The sequence below is a fragment of the Variovorax sp. FG153 genome (assembly GCF_057809595.1).
This window is the reverse complement of record NZ_JBMDKG010000066.1, coordinates 23,379-45,055: the sequence shown is the minus strand read 5'-3', so window position 1 is coordinate 45,055 and position 21,677 is coordinate 23,379. Positions and strand designations below refer to the sequence as shown.

At 63.8% G+C, this 21,677-nt stretch carries 23 protein-coding genes and 1 pseudogene; 7 read left to right on the top strand and 17 right to left on the bottom strand.

Annotated elements, in window-relative coordinates:
* Positions 1-427 precede the first annotated feature (427 nt).
* The 3 genes from ACODT0_RS39230 to ACODT0_RS39220 form a co-directional block, all read right to left on the bottom strand.
* Positions 428-877 carry a hypothetical protein gene (locus tag ACODT0_RS39230; protein ID WP_261206486.1) on the bottom strand — a complete coding sequence of 150 codons (450 nt, stop codon included), beginning with the start codon at positions 875-877 and terminating at the stop codon, positions 428-430.
* 46 nt (positions 878-923) lie between these two features.
* The gene (locus ACODT0_RS39225) at positions 924-2,741 is read right to left on the bottom strand and encodes a ParB/RepB/Spo0J family partition protein (protein WP_489043789.1); all 1,818 of its coding nucleotides are present in this window, start codon (positions 2,739-2,741) and stop codon (positions 924-926) included.
* A 1,339-nt stretch (positions 2,742-4,080) separates the two neighbouring features.
* Positions 4,081-4,509 carry a hypothetical protein gene (locus ACODT0_RS39220; RefSeq protein ID WP_489043788.1) on the bottom strand — a complete coding sequence of 143 codons (429 nt, stop codon included), beginning with the start codon at positions 4,507-4,509 and terminating at the stop codon, positions 4,081-4,083.
* A 118-nt stretch (positions 4,510-4,627) separates the two neighbouring features.
* On the opposite strand from ACODT0_RS39220, the pseudogene ACODT0_RS39215 reads away from it, so the two are divergent.
* A pseudogene (locus ACODT0_RS39215) lies at positions 4,628-4,876 on the top strand (IS5/IS1182 family transposase); the annotation flags it as partial.
* Here ACODT0_RS39215 and ACODT0_RS39210 read toward each other — a convergent pair.
* Both ACODT0_RS39210 and ACODT0_RS39205 read right to left on the bottom strand, forming a co-directional pair.
* The gene (locus ACODT0_RS39210) at positions 4,858-5,262 is read right to left on the bottom strand and encodes a hypothetical protein (RefSeq protein ID WP_261206492.1); all 405 of its coding nucleotides are present in this window, start codon (positions 5,260-5,262) and stop codon (positions 4,858-4,860) included. The pseudogene ACODT0_RS39215 and the gene ACODT0_RS39210 overlap by 19 nt on opposite strands.
* Positions 5,262-5,645: a hypothetical protein gene (locus ACODT0_RS39205; RefSeq protein ID WP_261206494.1), complete on the bottom strand. Its 384-nt coding sequence runs from the start codon at positions 5,643-5,645 to the stop codon at positions 5,262-5,264. Before ACODT0_RS39205 ends, ACODT0_RS39210 begins: the two co-directional genes overlap by 1 nt.
* Positions 5,646-5,813: 168 nt before the next feature.
* On the opposite strand from ACODT0_RS39205, the gene ACODT0_RS39200 reads away from it, so the two are divergent.
* Positions 5,814-6,134 carry a hypothetical protein gene (locus ACODT0_RS39200; RefSeq protein WP_172705318.1) on the top strand — a complete coding sequence of 107 codons (321 nt, stop codon included), beginning with the start codon at positions 5,814-5,816 and terminating at the stop codon, positions 6,132-6,134.
* A gap of 282 nt (positions 6,135-6,416) precedes the next feature.
* Here ACODT0_RS39200 and ACODT0_RS39195 read toward each other — a convergent pair whose 3' ends face one another.
* From ACODT0_RS39195 to radC, 4 genes are all read right to left on the bottom strand, one after another.
* Positions 6,417-6,647, bottom strand: a complete 231-nt coding sequence (locus ACODT0_RS39195; RefSeq protein ID WP_172705319.1) for a hypothetical protein — start codon at positions 6,645-6,647, stop codon at positions 6,417-6,419.
* Positions 6,644-7,060: a type II toxin-antitoxin system VapC family toxin gene (locus ACODT0_RS39190; RefSeq protein ID WP_082322257.1), complete on the bottom strand. Its 417-nt coding sequence runs from the start codon at positions 7,058-7,060 to the stop codon at positions 6,644-6,646. The genes ACODT0_RS39195 and ACODT0_RS39190 overlap by 4 nt, the downstream gene beginning before the upstream one ends.
* A gap of 2 nt (positions 7,061-7,062) precedes the next feature.
* A complete protein-coding gene (locus ACODT0_RS39185; RefSeq protein ID WP_057607292.1) occupies positions 7,063-7,332 on the bottom strand; it encodes a type II toxin-antitoxin system Phd/YefM family antitoxin in 270 nt (89 codons plus the stop codon).
* A gap of 1,280 nt (positions 7,333-8,612) precedes the next feature.
* Positions 8,613-9,257: a RadC family protein gene (radC, locus tag ACODT0_RS39180; protein WP_489043787.1), complete on the bottom strand. Its 645-nt coding sequence runs from the start codon at positions 9,255-9,257 to the stop codon at positions 8,613-8,615.
* A gap of 380 nt (positions 9,258-9,637) precedes the next feature.
* Between radC and ACODT0_RS39175 the strand changes: the two genes are divergently transcribed.
* Both ACODT0_RS39175 and ACODT0_RS39170 read left to right on the top strand, forming a co-directional pair.
* Positions 9,638-9,958, top strand: a complete 321-nt coding sequence (locus ACODT0_RS39175) for a type II toxin-antitoxin system ParD family antitoxin (protein WP_064262423.1) — start codon at positions 9,638-9,640, stop codon at positions 9,956-9,958.
* 2 nt (positions 9,959-9,960) lie between these two features.
* The gene (locus ACODT0_RS39170; protein ID WP_057597183.1) at positions 9,961-10,290 is read left to right on the top strand and encodes a type II toxin-antitoxin system RelE/ParE family toxin; all 330 of its coding nucleotides are present in this window, start codon (positions 9,961-9,963) and stop codon (positions 10,288-10,290) included.
* Positions 10,291-10,801: 511 nt separating this feature from the next.
* On the opposite strand, the gene ACODT0_RS39165 is transcribed toward ACODT0_RS39170, so the two are convergent.
* A complete protein-coding gene (locus ACODT0_RS39165) occupies positions 10,802-11,197 on the bottom strand; it encodes an ATPase (RefSeq protein WP_261206508.1) in 396 nt (131 codons plus the stop codon).
* A 656-nt stretch (positions 11,198-11,853) separates the two neighbouring features.
* Between ACODT0_RS39165 and ACODT0_RS39160 the strand changes: the two genes are divergently transcribed.
* Positions 11,854-12,465 carry a type IV toxin-antitoxin system AbiEi family antitoxin domain-containing protein gene (locus ACODT0_RS39160; protein WP_057596805.1) on the top strand — a complete coding sequence of 204 codons (612 nt, stop codon included), beginning with the start codon at positions 11,854-11,856 and terminating at the stop codon, positions 12,463-12,465.
* Positions 12,462-13,307 carry a nucleotidyl transferase AbiEii/AbiGii toxin family protein gene (locus tag ACODT0_RS39155; protein WP_261206510.1) on the top strand — a complete coding sequence of 282 codons (846 nt, stop codon included), beginning with the start codon at positions 12,462-12,464 and terminating at the stop codon, positions 13,305-13,307. Before ACODT0_RS39160 ends, ACODT0_RS39155 begins: the two co-directional genes overlap by 4 nt.
* Positions 13,308-13,728: 421 nt before the next feature.
* Here the strand turns inward: ACODT0_RS39155 and rraA are convergent, their stop codons facing one another.
* The 7 genes from rraA to ACODT0_RS39120 all read right to left on the bottom strand — a co-directional run bounded on the left by rraA (position 13,729) and on the right by ACODT0_RS39120 (position 20,663).
* Positions 13,729-14,232: a ribonuclease E activity regulator RraA gene (gene rraA, locus ACODT0_RS39150; RefSeq protein WP_261206512.1), complete on the bottom strand. Its 504-nt coding sequence runs from the start codon at positions 14,230-14,232 to the stop codon at positions 13,729-13,731.
* 53 nt (positions 14,233-14,285) lie between these two features.
* Positions 14,286-15,107 (bottom strand): SDR family NAD(P)-dependent oxidoreductase, encoded by an 822-nt coding sequence (locus tag ACODT0_RS39145; RefSeq protein ID WP_261206514.1) that lies wholly within the window; start codon positions 15,105-15,107, stop codon positions 14,286-14,288.
* Positions 15,104-15,886 (bottom strand): SDR family NAD(P)-dependent oxidoreductase, encoded by a 783-nt coding sequence (locus ACODT0_RS39140; protein WP_261206516.1) that lies wholly within the window; start codon positions 15,884-15,886, stop codon positions 15,104-15,106. The genes ACODT0_RS39145 and ACODT0_RS39140 overlap by 4 nt, the downstream gene beginning before the upstream one ends.
* Complete coding sequence (locus ACODT0_RS39135; protein WP_261206518.1) at positions 15,883-17,517, bottom strand: AMP-binding protein; 1,635 nt, start codon at positions 17,515-17,517, stop codon at positions 15,883-15,885. The genes ACODT0_RS39140 and ACODT0_RS39135 overlap by 4 nt, the downstream gene beginning before the upstream one ends.
* Positions 17,518-17,521: 4 nt before the next feature.
* Complete coding sequence (locus tag ACODT0_RS39130) at positions 17,522-18,757, bottom strand: thiolase family protein (RefSeq protein WP_489043786.1); 1,236 nt, start codon at positions 18,755-18,757, stop codon at positions 17,522-17,524.
* Positions 18,758-18,900: 143 nt separating this feature from the next.
* Positions 18,901-19,962 carry a Bug family tripartite tricarboxylate transporter substrate binding protein gene (locus ACODT0_RS39125; protein WP_489043785.1) on the bottom strand — a complete coding sequence of 354 codons (1,062 nt, stop codon included), beginning with the start codon at positions 19,960-19,962 and terminating at the stop codon, positions 18,901-18,903.
* Complete coding sequence (locus tag ACODT0_RS39120) at positions 19,959-20,663, bottom strand: TetR/AcrR family transcriptional regulator (protein WP_489043784.1); 705 nt, start codon at positions 20,661-20,663, stop codon at positions 19,959-19,961. The genes ACODT0_RS39125 and ACODT0_RS39120 overlap by 4 nt, the downstream gene beginning before the upstream one ends.
* Positions 20,664-20,878: 215 nt before the next feature.
* On the opposite strand from ACODT0_RS39120, the gene ACODT0_RS39115 reads away from it, so the two are divergent.
* On the top strand, positions 20,879-21,652 hold the full coding sequence (locus ACODT0_RS39115) for a 3-hydroxybutyrate dehydrogenase (RefSeq protein ID WP_489043783.1): 774 nt from the start codon (positions 20,879-20,881) through the stop codon (positions 21,650-21,652).
* Positions 21,653-21,677 lie beyond the last annotated feature (25 nt).

Here is a 21,677-nt window from a genome sequence, read left to right as displayed (position 1 = left end):
CGGGCCCAAGCCCGCGCTGACCAGCAACCCGCGCACAGCGCGCTGGCCACCGCCCAAAAAAAACGCGCCACCGCGATACGCCCTCCCCCACGCCATTTCGTGCCCTGCCAGCACGAGGCGCAGCGAGCCGTGCGCTCCACACAACAAGACCCGCGGGCCCAGAGCCCGCGCTGACCAGTAACCCGCGCACAGCGCGCTGGCCACCCCCTAAAAAAAACCAGCCACCGCCCCTGCGCGCGATGCCAGTGGAAGCGGATTGCTGCAGCGACATGCCATCGCTCGTTGTTCGTGCGGTCATGCATCCGCGCGGTCCGTCATGCATCAAAGCACGAGCGCAGGCAAAAAATAGCCTGCCGCCCGCACATTCGCGGGCGACAGGCTCAGGCCTGCTCTGCGCAGGCTGGATGCTCGGTATCAATCCAGCCGGCTAGGCCTCATGGTCCGGTTGGTCACGACCAGCGTCCGAGACCGGATCGCCATCCGGCCCAGCCCGGTTCAGGGCTTCTTCTGCCCCATCGTTCTTCTCCCGCTCGGCTTGGGCGTCCTCGCAGGCGCACGAGATACCGGCAACCAGCGGCCGCAACGGAACAGGCAGCCAACGCGTGCCTTCGAGCTTGGCTGCGCAATAGGCCACGACCTCGGACTTCTTCATGGCAGAGACTTCCTTGGTGCAATCGATGCCACTGGCTTCCCGGACCGCCTCTATCGCCTTGGCCTTGCTCACGCTGTGCAGGTAGTTCGCGGCACTTGGCGTCCACCAGTCGGCCATGTCCAGGCTGAGCGCCTCGGCGATTGCATCGCTCTGGTTACGCCGGCGTTCACGGCCCTGGATCGCGTCGATGCTGCGCGCCGTGCAATAGGCCAGCAGCTGCAGCAAGGTCTGACGCTCCTGCGCAAGCAGCCAACGGAAGGTCGCGGCCGGATCACGGGGCAGGCGCTCGCCCCAATCGCTCGCGGCGCGCTCCAGCAGCGCTGGCGGCGGGTGTATGGATGTAGTCGCTCGCATGCTCGGCGAGTGCGAGATCTCCTGTTGGGCGCACCGTCACCCTCACGATGTCGTTGCCCCGGTCATAGAGATCGAACACCGTCTCCACCATGCGGTGCACCAGCGTCGCGAGTGCCGCGTCGACGTCCTGCGTGAGCGCGGCCTGCAAGGCGGCGGTGCGATGGGCCGTGAGGTCGCGCATCAGCTTCTCGCTGAAAACGGCGCGGCGTTTGCCGGCCTCGGCCGCCTCATCGCTCTCGCTGCCCCGCCCTGCCCTGCTGACCAACCCTTCGCCGTCTTCGGTGCCAGCGCCGCAGGCTCCATCATGGGCGGGCTCGCGCCGAAGCAGCCCACGATGCACGACGAGCGTTCCGTCGCTGTCGATGCGCAGCATCGCACCACACCGCCCCATCTGCTCGGACGTCCAGACCCGTAGCGCAGCGCGCGCCGCGTCGATCCGGTCGTCGAGGTCGCTCAACAGGCCCGACAACCGCACTTCCTCGGCCTCGTAGGCGTCGATCACATCGCCGTCGTCCTCGAACTGCAGTGCTTTCGCCTCGTTCTGATCGTAGGCCGCGCTGAGCCGCTCGCGCTCGGTCTCCAGCGCGGCCAACATGGCAGCCTCCGCGTCGCTGGGCGCACGTTCGGACGGCGCCTGCTGCCCATAGGCGCGCAAAGCCAGCCGATCTGCATCGATCAAGCCTTCGACCCATGCCCAGCCCTCGGCGCGCACCTCTTCGGCGGCCGCCTGCAGCTTCTCCGTGGCGAGCTGACGCAGCAGCCCCGGTGCCTCCAGATAGATGCCCGAGCGGCCGGCATCGTCGTCGGCGAACAGGTCGCGCCGGACCTTGCCACCGCGTGCCTCATAGGTCTCGACACCCACGAAGCGCGCGAGATGGCTTTCCGCGGTGGCCGCGCCTTCGGTCAGGAGGCGTCGGATGGTCCAGGCGTCCCGGCGATACGTGGGCAGGCCGTCCCACACGGCCTCCTGGGCCTTGTGGTTGTCAGTCAGTGCCAGCGCATGCAGGATGTCCGACTCGATGCTCCCTTCCCGGTACATCGCGAGGAAACGTGGCGCAAGCCGGGCGAGCTTGAGACGGCGCTCGACGGTCAGCGGTGCCACGCCGAAGCGCACAGCGATCTGGGCCACGCTCTGCCCCGCTTCGACCCGCGCCAGAAAGGCCTCGGCCTCGTCAGCTGGGTGCATCGCTTCGCGCCCCGAGTTCTCCGCCAGCGAAATCTCCGCCGCCTGCGCGCTGTCGTACAGCCGGCACTCGACGGGCCGGGCGGCCGACCATCGCCCGTCGCTGGCGAGCTTGTGCAATGCCAGCAGACGTCGCCCCCCGGCGATGACGCCGAACCGACCATCGGCCAGGGCGACCACGGCAAGGCGATGCAACAGGCCCTGCGCATCGATGAGCGCGGCGAGTTCCTCCACGCCACCCGCGCTGCGGACCTTGCGGACATTGGCGTCGTCGAGCACCAGTTGATGCAGCGGCACGTCGATGTCGCGCGCCGGCGCGGCGGCAATGGCACCGGACTCGTTCGCAACCGGTTTCTCGTGGGTGGGATTTTGCGGCGGGGCAGCCTTCGAAGGCTGCGCCTGGGTCGTGTCGCCGGCGTGCTTGGGCCTTTCGACCCGCGGCGTCTTCGTGGCGGCACCATCGCTGGCAGCGGCGGGCGCCACCTTGGCCCGGACGGTGGCTGTGCTCGCAGTGGTATCCGCAGGGGTCCGTGCAGTCGCTCTGGCAGTCATGTGCGTTTCCTTTCGATCGCTTCAGTGCGCGAATCAGTGAATGAATGGATGGATGGGTGCATGGACGAAGCCCTGCCGGATTCCTAGATTCAGAGCCCCTCGTGAAAGGGTTCCGCATCGCATCGGCCGAGCTGCCGAGCCTGGCCGCCGTCTTCCTGAGTTCTTCGCCCGGTGACACAGCGCGCACGCTCGGACGGGAGAGCAAGGGGGAAGCATTCGTAACGCGCAGCGTTATGAACACCCCCTTGCAGGCGCAGCCGGTCGCCCGGTCGCGCGGGTGCATGGTCGCCGAGAAGGTGAAGCACTCAGGAAGACGGCAGCCCCCAGACGCCGGGCCGAGGCGCACCGGAACCGCCGCGCGGCGAGCGCCCCCACCTGCCGCAGACAGGTCTGATCGAGGATGTCAGGGGCCGCAGGCCCCGCGCCAGGGATGCGCAAGGCGGCTGCAAGCCGTCCCCGCAGGGGATGAGCGCAATGGCGCGAACCTGGAGCAGCCCGACAGCAGCGAAGCCGCTGGGGCGCCCTGCATGACTTCACCCATGGCGCCGGCGTTCTCGCTGCAATACCGATCGCATCCGGCGCCAGCAACCCGCGAGCGCTTTGTCCGCCGAACGCCGGCACAACATGGCACACACGACATCGCGACACACACGCCCAGCGCAGGCGCAAACTAGCCAACCCACATGTCGGCGCCTCAAAAGGGAGAAGCAAGAACCCGCCTGCTGTTGGCAGTTGCAGTTGCAGTTGCAGTTGCAGTTGCAGTTGCAGTTGCTGAGCTTGAGCTATTTAAAGATCGACAGCCTGCGCGGTACCTTTTATCGGCTGGGACACCGTCGAACGCAAGGTGCCTGGGCCCGGTCTACCGGCGGAGCGACTACATGAGATCTTCCAACGAGGCCGCGACCGAGGACTGTCGGAGCATGTACCGGCTGTACCCTTGAAGCCATCGTGGTTCGGGGCTCTGGACGGTCGGGCAAGGCTTCGCTGACGTTTTGACGTTTTGACGTTCAGGCGTCTATCACTTGCCAAAGGCAAGCCTATCAGCGCTATTCGCTATTCGCGAATAGCGAATGCCATACAAAATGGATCTCAAACCGCAAGGCCTTATCGTATTGCTCAAGGGGGTGGCATTTCGACGCCGAGGTTTGCACTTTCTGGGGGTGAATGCGTGATCGGAGAAACAGTGACGACGACTCGATTTTCGACTTCTTCGACGGCTGTGATGATGACGCAAGGTCGATTCTTAACTCCCTCCGTCTGCCCTTTTTTTTCTTCGTGATTCCACAAGTAGGCAAACGAGACGACGAGACCTACCTCGGGTTTCGGAAAAGTCATGCACTTAGTCGCGCAGCAGTGCGTTCAAGGCATCGTGACTCGAATCCATAGCGCTCCTTGATAGCGCTTGAATCGCCTCAGCTGGCAGGTCTTGGACCTCATATGACTTTGTCGCGCGGGCCTTCAGGCGTTCGAAGTCGTCGAACTCCTTTCTCGAAATAAAGTACCCAGTCACGCGGTTATGGCTAGTGACTGCCACAGATTCAGCTTGAACCATCTCGCGGTAGTGGCCGAAATTCTTCGCGAACTCGCTTGCGGAAACAGTGATCATGAGGAAATCTCCGTAGAAGCGCCATTTTCGTGAATTACGTAAAGCGTCAAGTTCCCTCCAAGGGGTAGTCGCTTGGTGATAGGAAGCTCCCGCAGACAGCGCGCTTTTTTGAACGAAGTCAAAGCGCGCCGCCCACGGCAGGGCAGGTAGCCAGTCGGACATGCAAAACCCTGCCACCCCACATGAGCACTGGGTGCTGCAGTTTGGTGTGAGATCCCCTGACAACTAACGCACCACGATGTGATTCCTGGCCGATTTCTTCCGGCAGCCGCCGGCCGAGATGATTGATGCACGCCACCGCTGGTGATGCTGGCCAGCCAGTTGCCCTGGGCGCAGATGGAGACCGCGCTGGTACCGGAGTTTGCCCGCCAGGTATGAGAAGGCCGGACCGTTGCGCAGGGCGAACTGTCTGGCCCCAGCGTGCGGGTCGCCAGCGCAGGTGCTGCCGCCGCCGGGCGCCCGCGACTCCCCCTGCGTCTGAGGGGCCAACCTGATATACCTCAAGCATGCCTACAACCTCAGCGATGAGGGGATGTCATGGCCACCGGCGGCGACCCGCCACCGCACGCGCGCAACATGAAGTTCGGGCGAGGCCAGTCCAGCGTACCAAAGACGAACCTGGGCGCCCTGGCGCGCACCGTCGGCGAGCATCTGAGGGATCGTCCTCGCGCCCAGGGTTGTCTCGAAGGCAAAGTTGCGTCTCTGCGCCAGGGCTCGCTCCAGACCCTTGCGTCCGAACTCCCAGGCCCGGGCGTTGGCCTCCTCGGCCGTCAGGCCCGGATTGGCATCCAGCACCACGCGGGCTGCCAGGTCGGGGTTGAAGTAGTCGACCTTTTTCTGGAGCAACGCGGCGCCGCCCACACTGCTCGTGCCGGCGCCGTTGACGCCGGCCAGCACAAAGATCCTTGCCGGCATCAGCCGCGCGTAGCAGGCGCGGCCGGGGTAGCCGCAGCCGCAACGACCGCCGCCTCACCCAGCGCCGAAGAATCCATGGCAAATGCATCGTCCATCGCGCGTGCAGCCGCCTCGCCCTGCATGCGCGCAAACATATCGTCAAAACGGTGCGTGAGGGCCTCGAGGTCCGGCTCCGACGCCTGCTCCATCTGCAGGTAGCGCTCCACCGACATCAGCACCATGGCGGGCTTCTCGTGGCGCGTGATCACCACCGCGCCGCGCGCCATCACCGTGCTGGCGACCGCCTGCATGCCCGAAGCCAGCTTCGTCGCAGAAAACGACGGCAGATCGCGCGCCAAGCGCTCGATGTCGGAGGAGCCGACGGTCGCGGAAATGGCAGCCATGGAAGATCCTTCGAAACCGGAGTTTTACCCATTTGATGGACTTCGGAAAACACCGCCGACCCTACCTCACCGGTGGATCAGGAGCGATCGAGCACCACCCCCATCGCGCCATCCGAACTTCCGCAGTCGCGCCAGCCCAACTTCGCACCAGGGAGCCACAATCCCCCGATGACCATGCGCACCAAGCCGTCCTCGCCCATCACCTCGCAGCTCGCCAACCACCCGTGGATGCCTGCGCTGGCAGCGGACGGCTACACGGACATATGCGAGCGCGAAGGCCAGTTATGCGGCATTCGCCGATTCAACTTCACCTCCGCCGTGGTCGTCGGCGTAGACCCGGTCGGCTATCGCCGTCGCTACTGCTACGAACATGCACACGAGGCGCGCCAAGCACTGGCCGCCTGGGATGGCAAGGGGCATCCTGGTGGCCCCTGGATCAAGTGCACGGGTGCTGGCATCGAACTGTTGAATCCTGCTCTGACCTGTTGAGGACCACGCCAATCCCAAGGGGCTCGCTTCAGGCGAGCAATGCTTCGCGCAAACAATGCACCGCGCGAAGCGCGATCTCCGCCCAGGGCTGCACACCGACGCATGCGCACACCTTCCATCGGCTCAGCGACAGCAACGCTGGCGCTCAACCCAAGACGTTGCGCTCAACCTGCACCACCCAGATGGTCGGGCTTCAGACCGTCGTTTCCGGGCGGCAACGGCTGGTCGGCACTCTCGAGATATCTGCGCTCCCATAAAACAACATCCAAACAGATCGCGCCGCTAGGCGCGCGTGGCCGCAGCGAGCTTGCCGCGGGGCAGAACTGCAAATTCACTGAAGATCCATGCAATGGCCGTGGGGACCTTGCGCGCGTCGATGCTCTGGCTTTCCTGGCCCAAGTAGATTCTCAGCTCTTGAGCGGGTCCACCTCCCGTGCGATCACTCAAATGAATGCGAAATGCTTTACGCGCAGCGACTTGCAAGGTATGGCGAAATCCTTGATTGAGCTTCATGCGTTCCAGGGGTCCAACACTTTCAGCCCTCGGATGCTGACGAAATCGCTGGTGTTGCGGGTGACCACAGTGAAACCGTGCGAAAGCGCAGTGGCGGCGATCATCGAATCGCGTCGAGCTCTTGGATCGGGGACATGCATGGGCGCGCACAACAGCGCCTCACGCTCGCCAAAAGCTAGGATCCGCCCAGCGAATGCCTTATGGACGGCCGTGGCCCACCGACGCAGCGCTTGTCCCTGGGGCGGTGAACGGCGCTCCAGGCGCACGATGCCTTCCTCCTGTTCGAGAATGGTGATGGCCGAAAGGAAAAACTGATTCTGTGGAACTGTTCCAGCCCAGCGCCGGACCTCTTCTGATTGGCCGAGCTTTCCTGGACGCAGTTCGGCCAGCACATTGGAGTCGAGCAGGTACACCCTTAGACCTCCGGGCGCAGCTGGATGGCCGTCGGAGTGATCTCGAAGTCTTCGACTTCCGACGTATCGGGCATGCTGTCCATCAGCTCGAGCAGCGACACCGTACTATCGCCGTCGCCTCGGGAGAGCGCTCGATAGTCGCCGATGTTGAGGAGCACGAAGGCAGGTTCGCCGTGGTCGGTGATAAAGAGCGGACCTTCCTTGGCCAGGTGCTTCGCGCTGCTGACGTTGTGGCCGAACTCGCGGCTCGTGATCACGTGGGGGGCATTCATGTCCATCTCTCCTGAAACCTATGGGGCCACTGTTTCCAGGTCTTCAACACCTGATAGTCGCATTCCTGCAGCAGGGTCCGAACGTCTTCGGCCGCCTACAGCGCGTGCTCACCCGATTCAGCATGAACGCGGTCGCCATCGAGCATGCAGAAATACCAGCCAAAAGGCACGCCCACGCGCCGATCGAGTCTGCAGCTTGACGTAAAAGTTGTAGACATCGCCGGCCCGGGCTCGCACCTCAGCGAGCTTCTCCCGAAGGGTCCAGGCTGAAAAGTTAGACGCCTTCCCTGCTCGCCAGTTCTCGCCGGTTTTTAGATTAGTCCAGCCGTCGAGCTCCATGATCCAGTGATCGCGCGGTGGCGCGACGCTGCGCCCAGCGCTCCTGGTAGCCCGTCGTTGAAGATGTGCCCCAACTCCCGCCGGCAAGCCGCAGCGACCTGCGCCAGACCGGCATCTCGATGTCGTATTCCTCGCGCAGACTCATGACTGCCCTTGACCAAATCGAGCGATGCTACGGGACCGCGGTCGCCAAACAGTAAATGTAGCTACCGAAGCCACAAATGTCAAGACACAGCCGTTTGCTTGCTAACGGCGATAGCCATCAAGCGGTTTTTCCGCGTAACTGGAGAAAACGGCGTCTATTCGTGGAAATGCGTTCGCCTAAAGTGCAGGAAGGTGTTTCTGAATTCGCGTGCCCCTCAGCCACGTCACGAACCTGGGCCCTGGTGTGCATCTTGGCCGTGGTATCAATCTTGGCGAGCAGCCATTGATGACGGGGGCGCTCGCGCCGGCCGCGGCGTCGACCGCCAGGCCGTGATGAGCCTGACGCTGGGCGACTGGATCGACTCCAGACACAGCGTGCTGATCACCGGGCCGACCGGCGGGGTCAAGTCGTGACTTGCCTGCGCGCTGGCGCAGTCCCTGAAACGCACAAAGGGGTTCGCCATCCTCCATCGCGCTCACGCTGCGTAGCACGACATCCCTTTCTCGTTCGATGACGCCTTGCCTTCACGAGAGAAGACTTCCGACTCGCAGCACGCGTGCTGCGCAATCCAGTGACATGTCTCGAGGCGCCGGCCAAGCGCTGGAGCTGGATGCTGTTGTGTATGGCGACGCGCTGCGCTCACCGAGCGCCGAACGGCAAGGCCGTGCGCGACGCTACGGCGTCCGCCCACCGAAAGCATCGAGGCTTGCCTTTCATCCGTCCGCCGGGCTCGAAGCGCGTAACCGCTGCAGCGGCGCAGTCTCAAAGAATGGGGCGCGCAGCGCCCCGGCCTCGTTCAGACGAGGCCACGCTCGGCCATGGACACCGTGCGACTTCCAGCGACGACGACGTGATCCAGCACCCGCACATCGATGAACGCCAGCGCGTCCTTCAGCGCCGCCGTCAACGCCAGGTCCGCTCGTGACGGCTCTACCATGCCCGATGGATGGTTGTGCGCCAGGATGACGGCCGCGGCGTTGTACCGCAGCGCACGACGCAGCACCTCGCGCGGATAGACGCTGGTCTGCGTGAGCGTGCCGCGAAACAGGTCCTCGAACGCGATCAGCCCATGCTGCGCATTCAGAAACAGCACCGCGAAGCTTTCGTGCCCCTGCCCTGCGAAGTGCAGCTTCAGATAGTCCGCTACCGCCTTCGGCGAACCGAAGGTCTCGCCCGGCAGCATCTCCTCGACAAGCAGCGCACGCGCCAGGCGAAGACCGCACAGCAACGGTTCGCACCCCGGCAGTGATGCATCCCGCGCGGCACCCACCAGCCGATGCAGCGAGCGCCCATGCGCCTCGTAGAGCTGCCCTGCGTCAGCGCCAAGCAACGCATGCAACGCTTCGAGCACCTCGCACTCGGTGTGCGCGGCCGTAGAAGACGATGCCAAGGATTCGGACGATTTCGCACCAGCGGATGCGAAGAAAGCGGGTGTGTTCATGAGGAAGAACTCCTGTGGATGACACAGGCGGGATTGCCTGCGAGACCCCGCCACCCCGTCGCAGCGCAGCGCTCAAGGCCGCCGCAGGCGCGCGGCACGCGCCGAGCACGCGAAGCGCGCGCAGGGCCTTGAACGCGAGAACGATGGGGTAGCCTCAGGGCTCACAGGCAAGCCCTCCACACCCTCCACGACGATCACCAAGGTGTCCTCTTCTGCAGGGAGAGGCCGTTGCGGGACGCCATCGACCACATCGCCCATGGGCCATCCTGAGTCCAGTGGGCACGCCGTCAAACCAAGGCTTGCGCAGGTCACGCAAGACGCTCATCGTTGGAATGTCCACGTTATGGCAAAGTTTGCCATATTGTTATAGAGTACCTTGCATGACGACGATGAACATTTCACTTCCGGAAGAGATGAAGGCATTCGTCGATGCACAGGTCGCGGAGCGCCGTTATGGCAATGCGAGCGAATACATGCGAGACCTGATCCGCCGCGACTTGGCACGCGAGCAATTTCGGGCTGTCATTCTTTCCAGCCTTGAATCCGGGCCCTCCGTGGAATGGACACCAGCCCACTTCGACGCACTGCGCGACGAGATCGCACAGGCCGAATCGACACAGACGAGTCAGCCAGCGGCGTCCGCAAGGCGCAGGACCGGGGAGGCTGCCTCCAAAACTGGCAGGAAGAAGAAGGCGGATTGAGCTTGAAAGGCGCCAAGAGGTTTCTTGTCCGTCCTCGCGCCAGCGCGCAGATTGCCGCCGTGATTCGGTACTACGCCGTCACCATGCGGGCTCCGAACGCGGCCAGGGGTTTCGTGGATGAGTTGCAGAAGGCCTACGAACTCATCAGACGCAACCCTGATGCCGGCTCGCCACGGCTCGAGACCGAACTCGGGATGCCTGGCCTACGTTCATGGGGACTGCCCAAGTACCCCTACCTGATCATCTATTTCCGGCACCCGAACTTGGTGGATGTGGTGGACGTGCCGCACACACGCACCAACTATGTCGCCGCGCTGATTGACCACCTGTGATTCGATGAGGTCGCCCAGGGAACCTTGTCAGCTTCTTGGATCGGTGGGGCGTTTGACGTCCGAATCTCCTTCGAAAAGCGGAACAGTCTGGGCCGAGATGGACTTGCCGTGTTGATCAAGGCGACAAGACAGTTTTCTTCGACCAACCGCCGCATGCCTCAGGATGCGCGCGCAGGGCCTTGAACGCGAGAACGATGGGGTAGCCTCAGGGCTCACAGGCAAGCCCTCCCCAGCCTCCCCAACGCCAACGAAGGGGTTCAAAGCATTGCGCTCACGGTCGCGGTCGCCTGCGCCCCACCGTCGTCATGCGCTGCAAAGCACCGGGACATGCGTCAATCAAGCTGCCACACCATGGCGTGGCGCAGCGTGCAAGCGCTCGTTCCGGCCACGCCCCCAGGTGCACGGCACGTGAGCAACGCTCACGCCCCGCGCACGAGGGTCGCGTTGCGACCCTGAGGAAGCGCCTGACGCATCCATGCGCGTCGATGCGCTTCCGAGCGCCGACGGCGCTTCAGTCGGCCTGGGGCCCGACCATGGCCTGCAGCTGCTCGATCAACCCAGGCTCCACGAACACGCAAGGCTTGTCAGCCGCCAGCCGGACGTCGAACAGCCGATCGAACACTTCGCGCTTCAGGTGCGCGATCTGACCGGTGCGATACGCCTGCTCCGGACGGAGATTGCCTTGGACCGACGCAGCCCCGCTGCGTTGCGGATCGCATTCGACCAAGGCCACGAACCCCTCGTCGAACATCTTGCGATGCTCGGCGCACAGACCCCAGCCAGTCAGCGTGTGACGCCCCATGCTCGCGCGCAAACGTCGATCGAGCAGCAGGTTGCCGGTTTCGAAACTGACGCCGCACACCAGGCAGACATGCTGCTCCATCGACACGTGCGATTTCTCATTCATGATGATCTCCGGTTGTCGGGCGGGATTGCCCGAAACCGTGGCCTGCACGGCGCAGCGCAGCGGTCAGGGGTCCAGGACGGCCGCAGGCCGCCAGCGCCGCACAGCGGCGCGCAGCCCTTGACGGCGAGAACGCCGTGCTACGGTGAAGGTGCCAGCAAGACCGCACACACTCGCCCTGCACCCCTCAACCCTCCAACGGTTCCTGACGCAGCGCTTGATGCGAACTCGGGCTGCTGAGCACGCGCCGACTCGCCAAGGCCGATGCCACTTGGCCGCAACAGCGGCTTCTACCGTGCTGCGAACCGGGCCAGTCACACAACAAGTGGCACGCGCATCCCGGATGCCCACAAGAGGAAAGCAAAAAAGCCCGATTCGTCCGAGTCAGGCTGACTTGCTCATCCGGAATGAGAAATTTGGTGGCCGGGGCTGGTTCAAAAAGCCTCTGCAACTCGCACCAACACCAGCTTTCACTTGACTGTTCTGGTTCCCGAGCACACGGTTGGGCACACCAGACCCATAGCAGCGATCGATTCCGCTTTGGGGCCTGATCGCTACTTGCGATCCAGCCCACCCCGCCCGGGTGATGGGGTGGTCGCCCTCGTTGGATTTTTTCTTGTTTTATTGACAAGTAACTAGCAAATGCAACAAACTCCAGCATGCTCTCTGCCTCGACAAGTGAACAAGCAGTCCTGGCCTTGGCCAAACAGCGGCCGCTGCTGCGCGCGCGGGATCTGGCAGCGCATGGCCTTCCAACGATGGCGCTCAGCCGGCTGGTCGCCGCTGGCGAGCTCGAGCGGGTCGCCCGTGGTATTTACAGCCTGCCGGGGCGCCCGCTGAGCGAGCACCGCTCGCTGGCAGAGGTCGCGCTCCGCGTGCCGCAGGGCATCGTCTGCCTGCTGTCAGCGCTGCGCGTCCACGGGATCGGCACGCAAGCGCCATTCGAAGTGTGGATCGCGATTCCACGCAACTCGCCAACACCCAGGCTCGACCAGCCCGCCTTGCGCGCCATCCGCATGTCCGGCCCCGCACTGTCCGAAGGCGTCGAACCCATGCAGATCGACGGTGTCAGCGTGCCAATCTTCAACGCGGCCAAGACCATTACCGACTGCTTCAAGTTTCGCCACAAGATCGGCCTTGACGTGGGGCTCGAAGCGCTGCGCGACGGCTGGACGCAACGCAAGGTGACGATCGATGCACTCTGGCACTACGCCACGATCGACCGCGTATCCAATGTGATGCGACCCTACCTCGAAAGCGTCACGACGTGAGCCGCAACATCGCAGCCTCGATACGCGCCCGCTTGAAGCAACATGCGGATGCAAGGAAGCGGGACTTCAACCTGACGCTCACCCACTATGGCCTGGAGCGTCTGCTGTATCGTTTGTCCATCTCACCGCACGCCTCCAACTACGTGCTCAAGGGCGCACTGCTGTTTTCGCTCTGGTACGACCAGCCCCATCGCCCAACCCGAGATGCCGACCTGCTGGGATTCGGTCAGGACGATGTGGAATCGGCAGTGAACGCCTTTCGAGAGATCTGCCAGATCGCCGTGGAGGATGGGATCGCTTTCGATGCTGCGTCGGTACACGGCGTCGTCATTCGCAAGGAAGCCGGCTACGGCGGCGTGCGAGTCGACCTGCGAGCGACACTGGACGGCGCGCGCATCGCACTACAGGTAGATATCGGCTTCGGCGATGTGGTGACGCCAGCCGCGGAAGCGATCAGCTATCCAATCCTGCTCGATGACTTGCCCGCTCCACAGTTGCGCAGCTACCCGAAGTACACCGTCGTGGCCGAGAAGTTCCATGCAGTCTGTCTCCTGGGCATGGCCAATACCCGGATGAAGGACTACTTCGATCTCTGGATACTGATGAGCGAAGGCACGCTGGATCCAACCGACTTGCACCACGCCATTTCCGCCACCTTCGAACGCCGGAAGTTCGCAATGATCAGCAGTCTTCCTGATGGATTGAGCGACAGCTTTTCTGGCGATACGACGAAGCAAAAGCAGTGGGCAGCCTTCTTGAAGAAGAACCGGCTTGAAGCCATGGACCTGGCGGATGTCGTGAAACGGCTGCGCGAAGAATTCCAGAAGCTCGGCATCTTCTGATGCTGCCGCCAGGAGGCAAAGTGTCTCTCTCGTCCGAGTGATCTGCCCCGGTCAGGCGTATCAATGTTGAGTTTGCGAGTCCAAGGTTGTGAAACTACTTGCTCTCCGGTGATTGCCCTGCATCCCCAACGCGCTGGCGATGCACAACGTCCCCGTGATGGCAAAGTTTGCCATATCGTCATAAAGTACCTTGCATGGCCGCTTGCTGTCCACCGCAAGACTTGCCGGCGCGGCGATCGCGCAGGCTTTGGAACCATGAATACCTGAGCGAGGGCGCCGCATCCACGAGGCGGCACTGTGCGAGCACCTTCGACTCCGGCAAGCAGCATCCGAGGCCCGTGAGCCTCTTTCTCGGATGCAGTTGTTCAGAAGCTGAACTAGCGCAAATTCGCTTTTTGCCGTCGCGCTTTTTTGAGCGCTGTCAAACCTGATAGGCGACGACGGGCGGTTCGTACCGAGTCTGGCGCACCAGCACGCCGTCAGCGTCCGCATAGATCCATGCACCCGGCTTGATCGTGACGTCGCCGAAAGACACTGCGACGTCGCGCTCATGGGGAGATTGCACCGCCGAACTTCGTGGCGTCGTGCACAGCGCCTTGACGCCGAGATCGTAGGTAGCGATCTCCTCGGCGTCGCGGATCGCCCCGAAGACGATAGCGCCCGCCCAACCGTTTCGCACGGCGATGGATGCCATGGTTCCGCCGAACAGCGCGACAGCACGCGAGCCGCTGCCATCGATGACCAGAATCCTTCCATGGCCAGGCTCTAGGCAGGCTTGGACGCCGGCGCGGTGGTCATCACGGACCTTGAGCGTCACCGCCTGACCCCAGAATGTGCGCCGCCGTCCGAAATCGCGGAAGGGGGCATCGCAGAGCTCGCAGGCAAGCGGGTCGTCATCGGAAATATCCGCGGTCGCGAATGTCATGGTCGAATCCTTGCGTTCTCTCGCTTGATGGCCGGGCTCAATGCCTGCACGGCTCAGGCGCCGGACTTGAAGACCGGCGCGGTGATCTGGTTGTGCAGTCCCCCATCCACGAAGATGTCCGTGCCATTGATGTAGCGTGCAGCGTCGCTGGCAAGGAAGGCAGCGGCTTCCGCCGCATCCCACGGTGATCCCATCGCGCCCGGCGGACAAGTCGCGTTGCGCGTCTTCAGCAGATGGTCCAGTCCTTGCGCATGGGCTTCCGCCAACTGCTCTCGCACGAGCGCGGTATCCATCAGTCCGAGCAGGATGTTGTTGCACCGGATGCCACGGGCCGCATAGTGCATCGCCACGGTCATCCCGAGCGCATTCAGCGCCGCCTTGCTCGCGTGGTAGGCACAGGCGCCCGATACGCCAGCACGCGTGCTCGCGATGGACGACACCTGCACGATGGCCCCTCGCCCCGAACGGCTCATGATCGGAAGCACGTGCTTGAGGGCCAGGAAGGCCGACCGCGCGTTCAACGCGAACGAGCGGTCCCAATCTTCGACACTGAGCTCCTCGGGCCCGCCCTGGATCACGACGCCGACGTTGTTCACGAGAATATCGATGCTCCCGTTGACTTCCTGCGCCCGGCTCACCGCTTCGCGAATCGCGGACTCGCTGCACACGTCGGCCTCGATCACTTCACAGAGTCCTCCCTGCTCGCGCGCGAACCGCTGGGTGCGGCGCGCGGCCTCCAGGTCTCTGTCGGCGGCGAACACCACCGCGCCCTGGCTTGCCATCCTGATGGCGATTGCCGCGCCGTTTCCGGGGCCGCTTTCGGCGGCACCCGCGCCGAAGATCAACGCGGTTCTGGACTGGAGAGGTTGGCTCATCTCGGACTCATCCTTACTGCGCCATCGAGGCGCACGCATTCACCATTCATGTAGTCATTGGTCAAGAGAAACTCGACCAGATGAGCGAACTCCCCGGGCTCACCGACGCGCTTCGGAAACGGCACGGAGGCCTCCAGTGCGCGCCTCACATGTTCGGGTCCTGTCCGCAGCATCGGCGTGTCGAAGAAGCCGGGCTTGATCGCGTTGACCCGTATGCCCTCGCCCGCGAAGTCCCTCGCAATGGGCAGGGTCATGCCCGCGACGCCAGCCTTCGATGCGGCGTACGCAGCCTGCCCCATCTGGCCTTCGTCCGCCGAGATCGAAGCGGTATTGACGATCGCGCCGCGCTCGCCGCTGGGCAAGCGGTCCAGCGCCAGCATGCCGGCCGCCGACTTCGCGATGCAACGAAAGGTCCCGAGCAAATTGACCTGGACCACCCGCTCGTACTCGGCCATCGGGTAGTGCCGCACCGCGCCGGTGAGCTTGTCGCGTCCCGCGGACTTGTGGGCATGCACGACGCCCGCGCAGTTGACCAGGATGCGTTCCTGGCCATTGGCCTGGCGGGCTCGGGCAAGCGCCCGTTCGACGCTTTCGTCCGAAGTCACGTCGGCAGCGCAGAAGACGCCCCCTATCTGTCGGGCCAGCGACTCGCCAGCCTCCGCGTCCAGGTCGAGCAGCGTCACCTTGACACCCAGGGACGCCAGTCGAATCGCGGTTGCCGCACCCAGGCCCTTGCTCGCACCGGTCACGACGGCCGACACGTTGGCGTCCAGCTTCACGACGTCGCCCTCGCACTGTCCGTCAGGGCCTTGCGCTCGGCGTGAACGTTGTCGGGGTGATCGGTCAGGGCCTGAGCAAGCAGGCGTTCCAGGGGCTTTTCGGATGCCGTCTTCGGGATCTCCGGCACCACCTGGATGAAGCTCGGCACGAAGTTCGCCTCGAGCGCCGTGCGACAGCAGCGGAAGAGCGCCTGGACATCGAGTTGTGCATCCGGTGCGAACACGACGGCAGCCACGACATCCTTTTCACCGGCCGCACCCGAGGCGGCCGGAATGCCATACACGAACACATCGCAGACCAGGCCCGAATCCACGATGGCCTTCTCGACATAGGCGGTGCTGATGAAGTCTCCATTGCGGCGCACGCCCCCGCCCTTGCGGTACTCGAAGAAAAGCCATCCGTCGGCGTCTTCACGAACCACGTCACCCATGTGCAGCCACCCGCCTTCGCCCTTGCGGGCGGAAGCCTCGGGATCGCCGACGTACTCGATCTGAAAGGGCGAGCCATCTACGGGGCGCAGCCAGAGCTCGCCCGGCTGGCCTTGCTGCACATCCATGCCCGCGTCGTCGACGATGCGATGGATGAAGTGCGGCGCGATGCGTCCGATGCTGCCGACGGGGCCTTCATTCAATGGCTTGATCGCGAGGCCTCCTTCGGCCGATCCGTAGAACTCGAGGATCCGTACGTCGAAGCGACGCTCGAACCGCTCCCACAGCGCGGCCGGCATACCGGCCGAGACGACGAGCCGCACCGGGTTGTCCGCATCGTTGGCCTTCGCCGGCTCGGCGTAGATCGAAGTCGGCATGCCACCGAGCACCGTGAAGGTCGTGCATCCGTATCTGCGCGTGAGGTCCCACAGCCTGGAGCGCGTGAAGCGACGCGAGAACACCACCGGCAGGCCGCCCAGGAGCGCCGGCGCCAGGGTCACCTGCAGCGCGTTGGCATGGGTCAGCGACAGTCCGGAATAGAGCCGGTCGTTCGCCTGGTAGCCGAATCCCCGCAGCGCGGCAGCGGCGGTCTCGCAGAAGCGCCTCTGCGTCATGACGATCCCCTTGGGGTCGCCCGTGGTGCCGGAGGTGTGAAGGATCAACATCCTGTCGGCGCCGTTGGACTCCGGAAGCGGCAGGTCCTCACCCGCGTCCAGGCAAAGATCGGCGTAGCACTCCACGCGCGGCCCCCACAGGGCGCGGCCCGGGCCCTCGTCGGTGGGGAGCGCGGCGACCCTTGCCACGGCAGCCGCGCCATCCAGCGCATCTTCGACGTGACGCAGCGCGTAATCGGCCGCGACCAGTCCGGTCGCCTTTGCGTTGGCGACCATGAAGGCGAGTTTCTCCCCCTTGGTGCGCGGATCGATCGGAACCAGGACCGCGCGCAGCAACGATGCAGCGACCAGCAGGTCGACGAATTCGGCGTGGTTGGCCATCAGGAGCGCCAGCACGCTGCCCGGCCCCACGCCGCGGCGACGCAGGCCGCGCGCCAGGGCCTGGCCGTTTCGCCATAGTTGGCCATAGGTGCGCGTGACATCGGGCAGCGCCGTACCGCCTTCGAACACGAGCGCTTCGCGCTCTGGCTGCGAGCGGGCAAACTCCCAAATGATCGAAGCCAGGTTGTCGTGGGACTTGCTGCTCATTGCATCACGCCTTCTGAAGCACGCTGATGACGATCGCCGCCGCATCGTCGCCGATCCAGCCTCCGCCGTTCTCCGCCAGCGCGGTACGGGCACCGATCACCTGACGCGCGCCGCAACGCCCGCGCAACTGGTCGGTGAGCTCGACCAGCTGCGCGCATCCCGAAGCGCCGATCGGATGGCCTTTGCGCAGCAGCCCGCCCGACGGGTTCACGGGAACACGACCTCCCAGCCGAGTCGCGCCGCTGTCGAGCAACGCAGCAGCATCGCCAGAAGCCGCGAGTCCCAGGTGCTCGTAGTAGATCAGCTCGGCCGGGGCGCCGGCATCGTGCAGCTCGACAAGGTCGAGATCGGCCGGCCCCACACCCGCCAATTCATAGGCCTGGGACGCAACAGCCGGAGCCAGCCGTGCGTGGTCATCGTCGGTGTAGTCCCAGCCAGAGGCCAGCACGGATGAGAGAACACGAACTCTTTGCTGGATGCCGAGCCTCTTCACCGCGCTTTCGGACATCAGGACGAGCGCCGCGGCGCCGTCTCCGACCGGCGCACACATCGGCCGCGTCATGGGATCGACGATGAGAGGTGCGGCGAGTACCTGCTCAACGGTGAGGACTTCCTGAAACTGCGCCTTTGGGTTGAGACTCCCATGGAACGAGTTCTTGGCGGCGACCGCGGCAAAGTCGCGCTGCGTCACTCCGCTTCGCGCCATGTAGTCACGCGCCATGCTCGCGTACAGGTCCATGAAGAGCGATCGCGACTTGCCCGCTTCCGCGAGGTTGGCATCGGACTTGGTCTCGCGGAGGCTTCGTGACAACCTTTCATAGACCTCGTCGATGGCCTCGAGGTCGACGGCGCCCTGGAAGACGGAGAACGTGCGGGCCTTGTCCTCGCTGTAGAGCTTCTCGAAGCCAGCGATGAGCACGATGTCGTAGGCGCCCAGTCCGATCATCTGGAAAGCCTGTTGAAAAGCCGTCGCCGACGTGGCGCAGGCGTTCTCGACGTTGACCACGGGAATGCGGCCGATTCCCAGGCCGCGAAGCACCACCTGACCCGGAACCAGCACCTGGCCTGTCATCACGCCTGCTGCCGCGTTCCCCATGTAAGCGGCCTGGAGTTGCGATGCTTCGATTCCGGCATCGGACAACGCCGCGGTGATTGCCTCCGCCGCGAGCGACTTCAGTCCGCGATCGAGAAACTTGCCGAAGCGGGTCATGCCCGTGCCGGCGATGAATACAGGTTGCATGGAATAGGGGTTCGATCCGGAGAGCATTCGAAGGCGCATACTCGCGCCGATCTCGGTTGTTGATGCGGCGCTCGGGCTATCGGCCGCGAGGCGCCGCGCATCCACAGTGCCCGCCCCCGCTTTCGCGGGCGGCAGCGCGACGATTACTCGGGCTTGAAGTTGATGGCTCGCAGCATCTCGCCGTTCTTCTCGAAGTCGGCTTGCAAGGAACTCACCAGTTCCTCCGGGGTGCGCGGCTGACCGACGCCGAAGCCGTATTCGATGAGTCGGTCGCGCACGGCCTTTTGTTCCATCACCTTGAGCGTTGCCTGGCGCAGACGCGCCTGCGCGTCGGCCGGCATGCTCGGCGTGACCCACAGGCCGATCCAGACCACCGTCTCGATGCCCGGATAGCCGAGCTCGCGAAACGTCGGCACGTTGGGCAACGCCGGCGAACGCTCCGGAAGAGTCACCGCGAATGCTTTCAGTTTGTTCGCCTTGATCATCGGCAGTGCCGTCGACATGCCGTCGAACATCAGCGGCACGTGCCCGCCCATGACGTCGGTGAGGCCGGGCGCCGATCCCTTGTAGCCAACGTGCGTCATGTCCAGGCCGGCGGCCTGGTTCAGCTTCAGGCCCGCCACGTGCGCGACCGTTCCGGCGCTGTACGAGGCGTAGCTGACCTTGCCCGGATTCGCCTTCACGTAGCTGACGAGCTCGGCCACGGTCCGGGCAGGCACGGATGGGTGGCCGACCAGCACCAGGCCGAAGCGCGCGAACTCCGCGAGCGGCTTGATCTCCTTCGCCATATCGATCTTCAGCTTCAGGATATGCGGCACCTCGGAGACCATGCCACTGATGCCGACCAGCACCGTCGATCCATCTTGCGGCGAGTGCATCAGGTCGTTGACCGCGATCGCGCCACCGGCACCCGGCTTGGGATCGACCACGACCGCCTGGCGCAATTCCTTCTGAAGCCCGTCGCCCAGGATGCGAGCGACGATGTCCGAGCCTCCGCCCGCGGGGGCGGAGACGATGATGCGCAGCGGCTTGTCGGATGCGGGTTGCGCGCGCACTTCGGGTGCGCCGAGAACGATCGCTCCCGCGAGCGCAATCAGCGCCGTCGAGAGGTGTCGTCGGGAGAAATCGAAACTCGATGCTTTCATGTATGTCTCCTGTTTTTCTTTGGGGTTGATTGCGCGATGCGGCTGGGTGCCGGTCTTCACTTCACCGTCTTTTTTCGCGCAGGTGCTTTCGCCGAGAGCGGTGATGCCGAGTCCTGTCTCTTGACCGGCGCCATGATTCCGCCCCAGAGGATCGACATCAGCGGCGCCGCTTGCGCCGAAAGGGAATAGCTTCGACGGCGGTATTCCCACATCAGGAAGGCCCGGTTGAAGATGGCGTTGAAGGCATCGAGCATCACTCGGCTGTCGATGTCGCTTCGAAGTTCGCCTTGCCGTTGCGCCTCATTGATCGTGTGCAGCAGGCGCTTCATCATCCCGGGCTGCGCGTAGCTCGGGTCGCGCATCCAGCGCTCGAGCGGAACGGTCATGAAGATGATGCGGCCGACACCGGGGTTCCTCTCGTAGAACTCCAGATGCATCTGCAGCACGCCGAGCAGCCTCGTCCTGACGTCACCCTCTCCTTCGAGCGGCTCGAATGACGCCGGATACAGACCTTCGAGCCAATGCTGGATAAACCAGAACAGCAGCGACTCCTTGTCCCCGAAGTAGCTGTAGATCGTTCTGAAACTCATCCCGGCTTCGCGTGCGATCGTTCGCATATCGGCACGGTGGAAATCGCCGGCGGCGTACGTCTCCATCACGACGGGCGACAGCCGATCGCGCAGATGATCGGGAATGATGCGTTCGCTCGCAAAGGGTGTCGGCCCTTGCGTCTTCGCCTTCGCGTCGATGTTTTTGGTCATGTCTCGAGTCGTGAGTAACGTTGTTACCCGGCATGGTAACGAAGTTACCTTCTGCCTATCTAGGGTCAAACCCTTACCCGTTTCGACCTCCCTAAGTTCGACACCTCGCTTAGGATAACGATGTTACCTAGGTCGTTTTTGCCGGTGTTTGGCGAGGGAAAGATGCCCGCGGAAACACCTCTTCAACTCAGCTGCGCGTGCAATAGGAGAAGCAATTGAAGCTCGAAGGAAAGACAGCCCTGGTCACGGGTTCGACCAGCGGCATTGGCCTGGCCATCGCGAAGGCGCTCGCGCGTCAAGGCGCGAACATCGTTCTCAACGGGCTCGGCGACATCGACGCCGCCCAACGCGAAATTTTGGCAAGCGGTGCCAGAGCGATGCGCCATGAGGCCGACATGCGAGACCCCGCACAGATCGAAGACCTGATGAAGTTTTGCGCTTCCAGCTTCGGTCGCGTCGACGTACTGGTCAACAACGCGGGGATCCAGCATGTGGCGAACGTCGAGGCGTTCCCAGTCCAACGATGGGACGAAATCATCGCGGTGAATCTTTCGAGCGCCTTTCACACCACGCGACTGGCACTTCCAGCCATGCGCGCCGCCAACTGGGGAAGAATCATCAACGTGGCATCGACCCACGGCCTGGTGGCCTCGGCGCAGAAGTCGGCCTATGTGGCGGCGAAGCATGGCATCGTCGGATTGACCAAGGCCGTTGCGCTTGAGACCGCAACGACCGGCATCACCTGCAACGCGATCTGCCCTGGGGCAACGCTCACGCCTCTGGCACAAAAGCAGATCGACGATCGAGCCCGGCTCGACAGCGCCTCGGTCGATGAGACGCGGGTCAGGATGGTCGGCGAGAAGCAACCTTCGCTGGACTTCGTCACCGTCGAGCAGTTGGCCGAACTTGCCGTGTTCATGTGTTCGCCCAGCGCGGATCAAGTCCGCGGCGCTGCCTGGGCCATGGATGGGGGCTGGACGGCCCAGTAGTCGTCCTGTGCTTACCAGACTCGAT

Coding starts and splice junctions, on each gene's coding strand:
- ACODT0_RS39220 (WP_489043788.1), bottom strand. CDS start 4,509: ATGTCCGACTGGCTACCTGCCCTGCCGTGGGCGGCGCGCTTTGACTTC.
- ACODT0_RS39130 (WP_489043786.1), bottom strand. CDS start 18,757: ATGCAACCTGTATTCATCGCCGGCACGGGCATGACCCGCTTCGGCAAG.
- ACODT0_RS39225 (WP_489043789.1), bottom strand. CDS start 2,741: ATGACTGCCAGAGCGACTGCACGGACCCCTGCGGATACCACTGCGAGC.
- ACODT0_RS39160 (WP_057596805.1), top strand. CDS start 11,854: ATGCTCTCTGCCTCGACAAGTGAACAAGCAGTCCTGGCCTTGGCCAAA.
- ACODT0_RS39200 (WP_172705318.1), top strand. CDS start 5,814: ATGACCATGCGCACCAAGCCGTCCTCGCCCATCACCTCGCAGCTCGCC.
- radC (WP_489043787.1), bottom strand. CDS start 9,257: ATGAACACACCCGCTTTCTTCGCATCCGCTGGTGCGAAATCGTCCGAA.
- ACODT0_RS39205 (WP_261206494.1), bottom strand. CDS start 5,645: ATGGCTGCCATTTCCGCGACCGTCGGCTCCTCCGACATCGAGCGCTTG.
- ACODT0_RS39195 (WP_172705319.1), bottom strand. CDS start 6,647: ATGAAGCTCAATCAAGGATTTCGCCATACCTTGCAAGTCGCTGCGCGT.
- rraA (WP_261206512.1), bottom strand. CDS start 14,232: ATGACATTCGCGACCGCGGATATTTCCGATGACGACCCGCTTGCCTGC.
- ACODT0_RS39175 (WP_064262423.1), top strand. CDS start 9,638: ATGACGACGATGAACATTTCACTTCCGGAAGAGATGAAGGCATTCGTC.
- ACODT0_RS39165 (WP_261206508.1), bottom strand. CDS start 11,197: ATGAATGAGAAATCGCACGTGTCGATGGAGCAGCATGTCTGCCTGGTG.
- ACODT0_RS39120 (WP_489043784.1), bottom strand. CDS start 20,663: ATGACCAAAAACATCGACGCGAAGGCGAAGACGCAAGGGCCGACACCC.
- ACODT0_RS39185 (WP_057607292.1), bottom strand. CDS start 7,332: ATGAATGCCCCCCACGTGATCACGAGCCGCGAGTTCGGCCACAACGTC.
- ACODT0_RS39210 (WP_261206492.1), bottom strand. CDS start 5,262: ATGCCGGCAAGGATCTTTGTGCTGGCCGGCGTCAACGGCGCCGGCACG.
- ACODT0_RS39145 (WP_261206514.1), bottom strand. CDS start 15,107: ATGAGCCAACCTCTCCAGTCCAGAACCGCGTTGATCTTCGGCGCGGGT.
- ACODT0_RS39135 (WP_261206518.1), bottom strand. CDS start 17,517: ATGAGCAGCAAGTCCCACGACAACCTGGCTTCGATCATTTGGGAGTTT.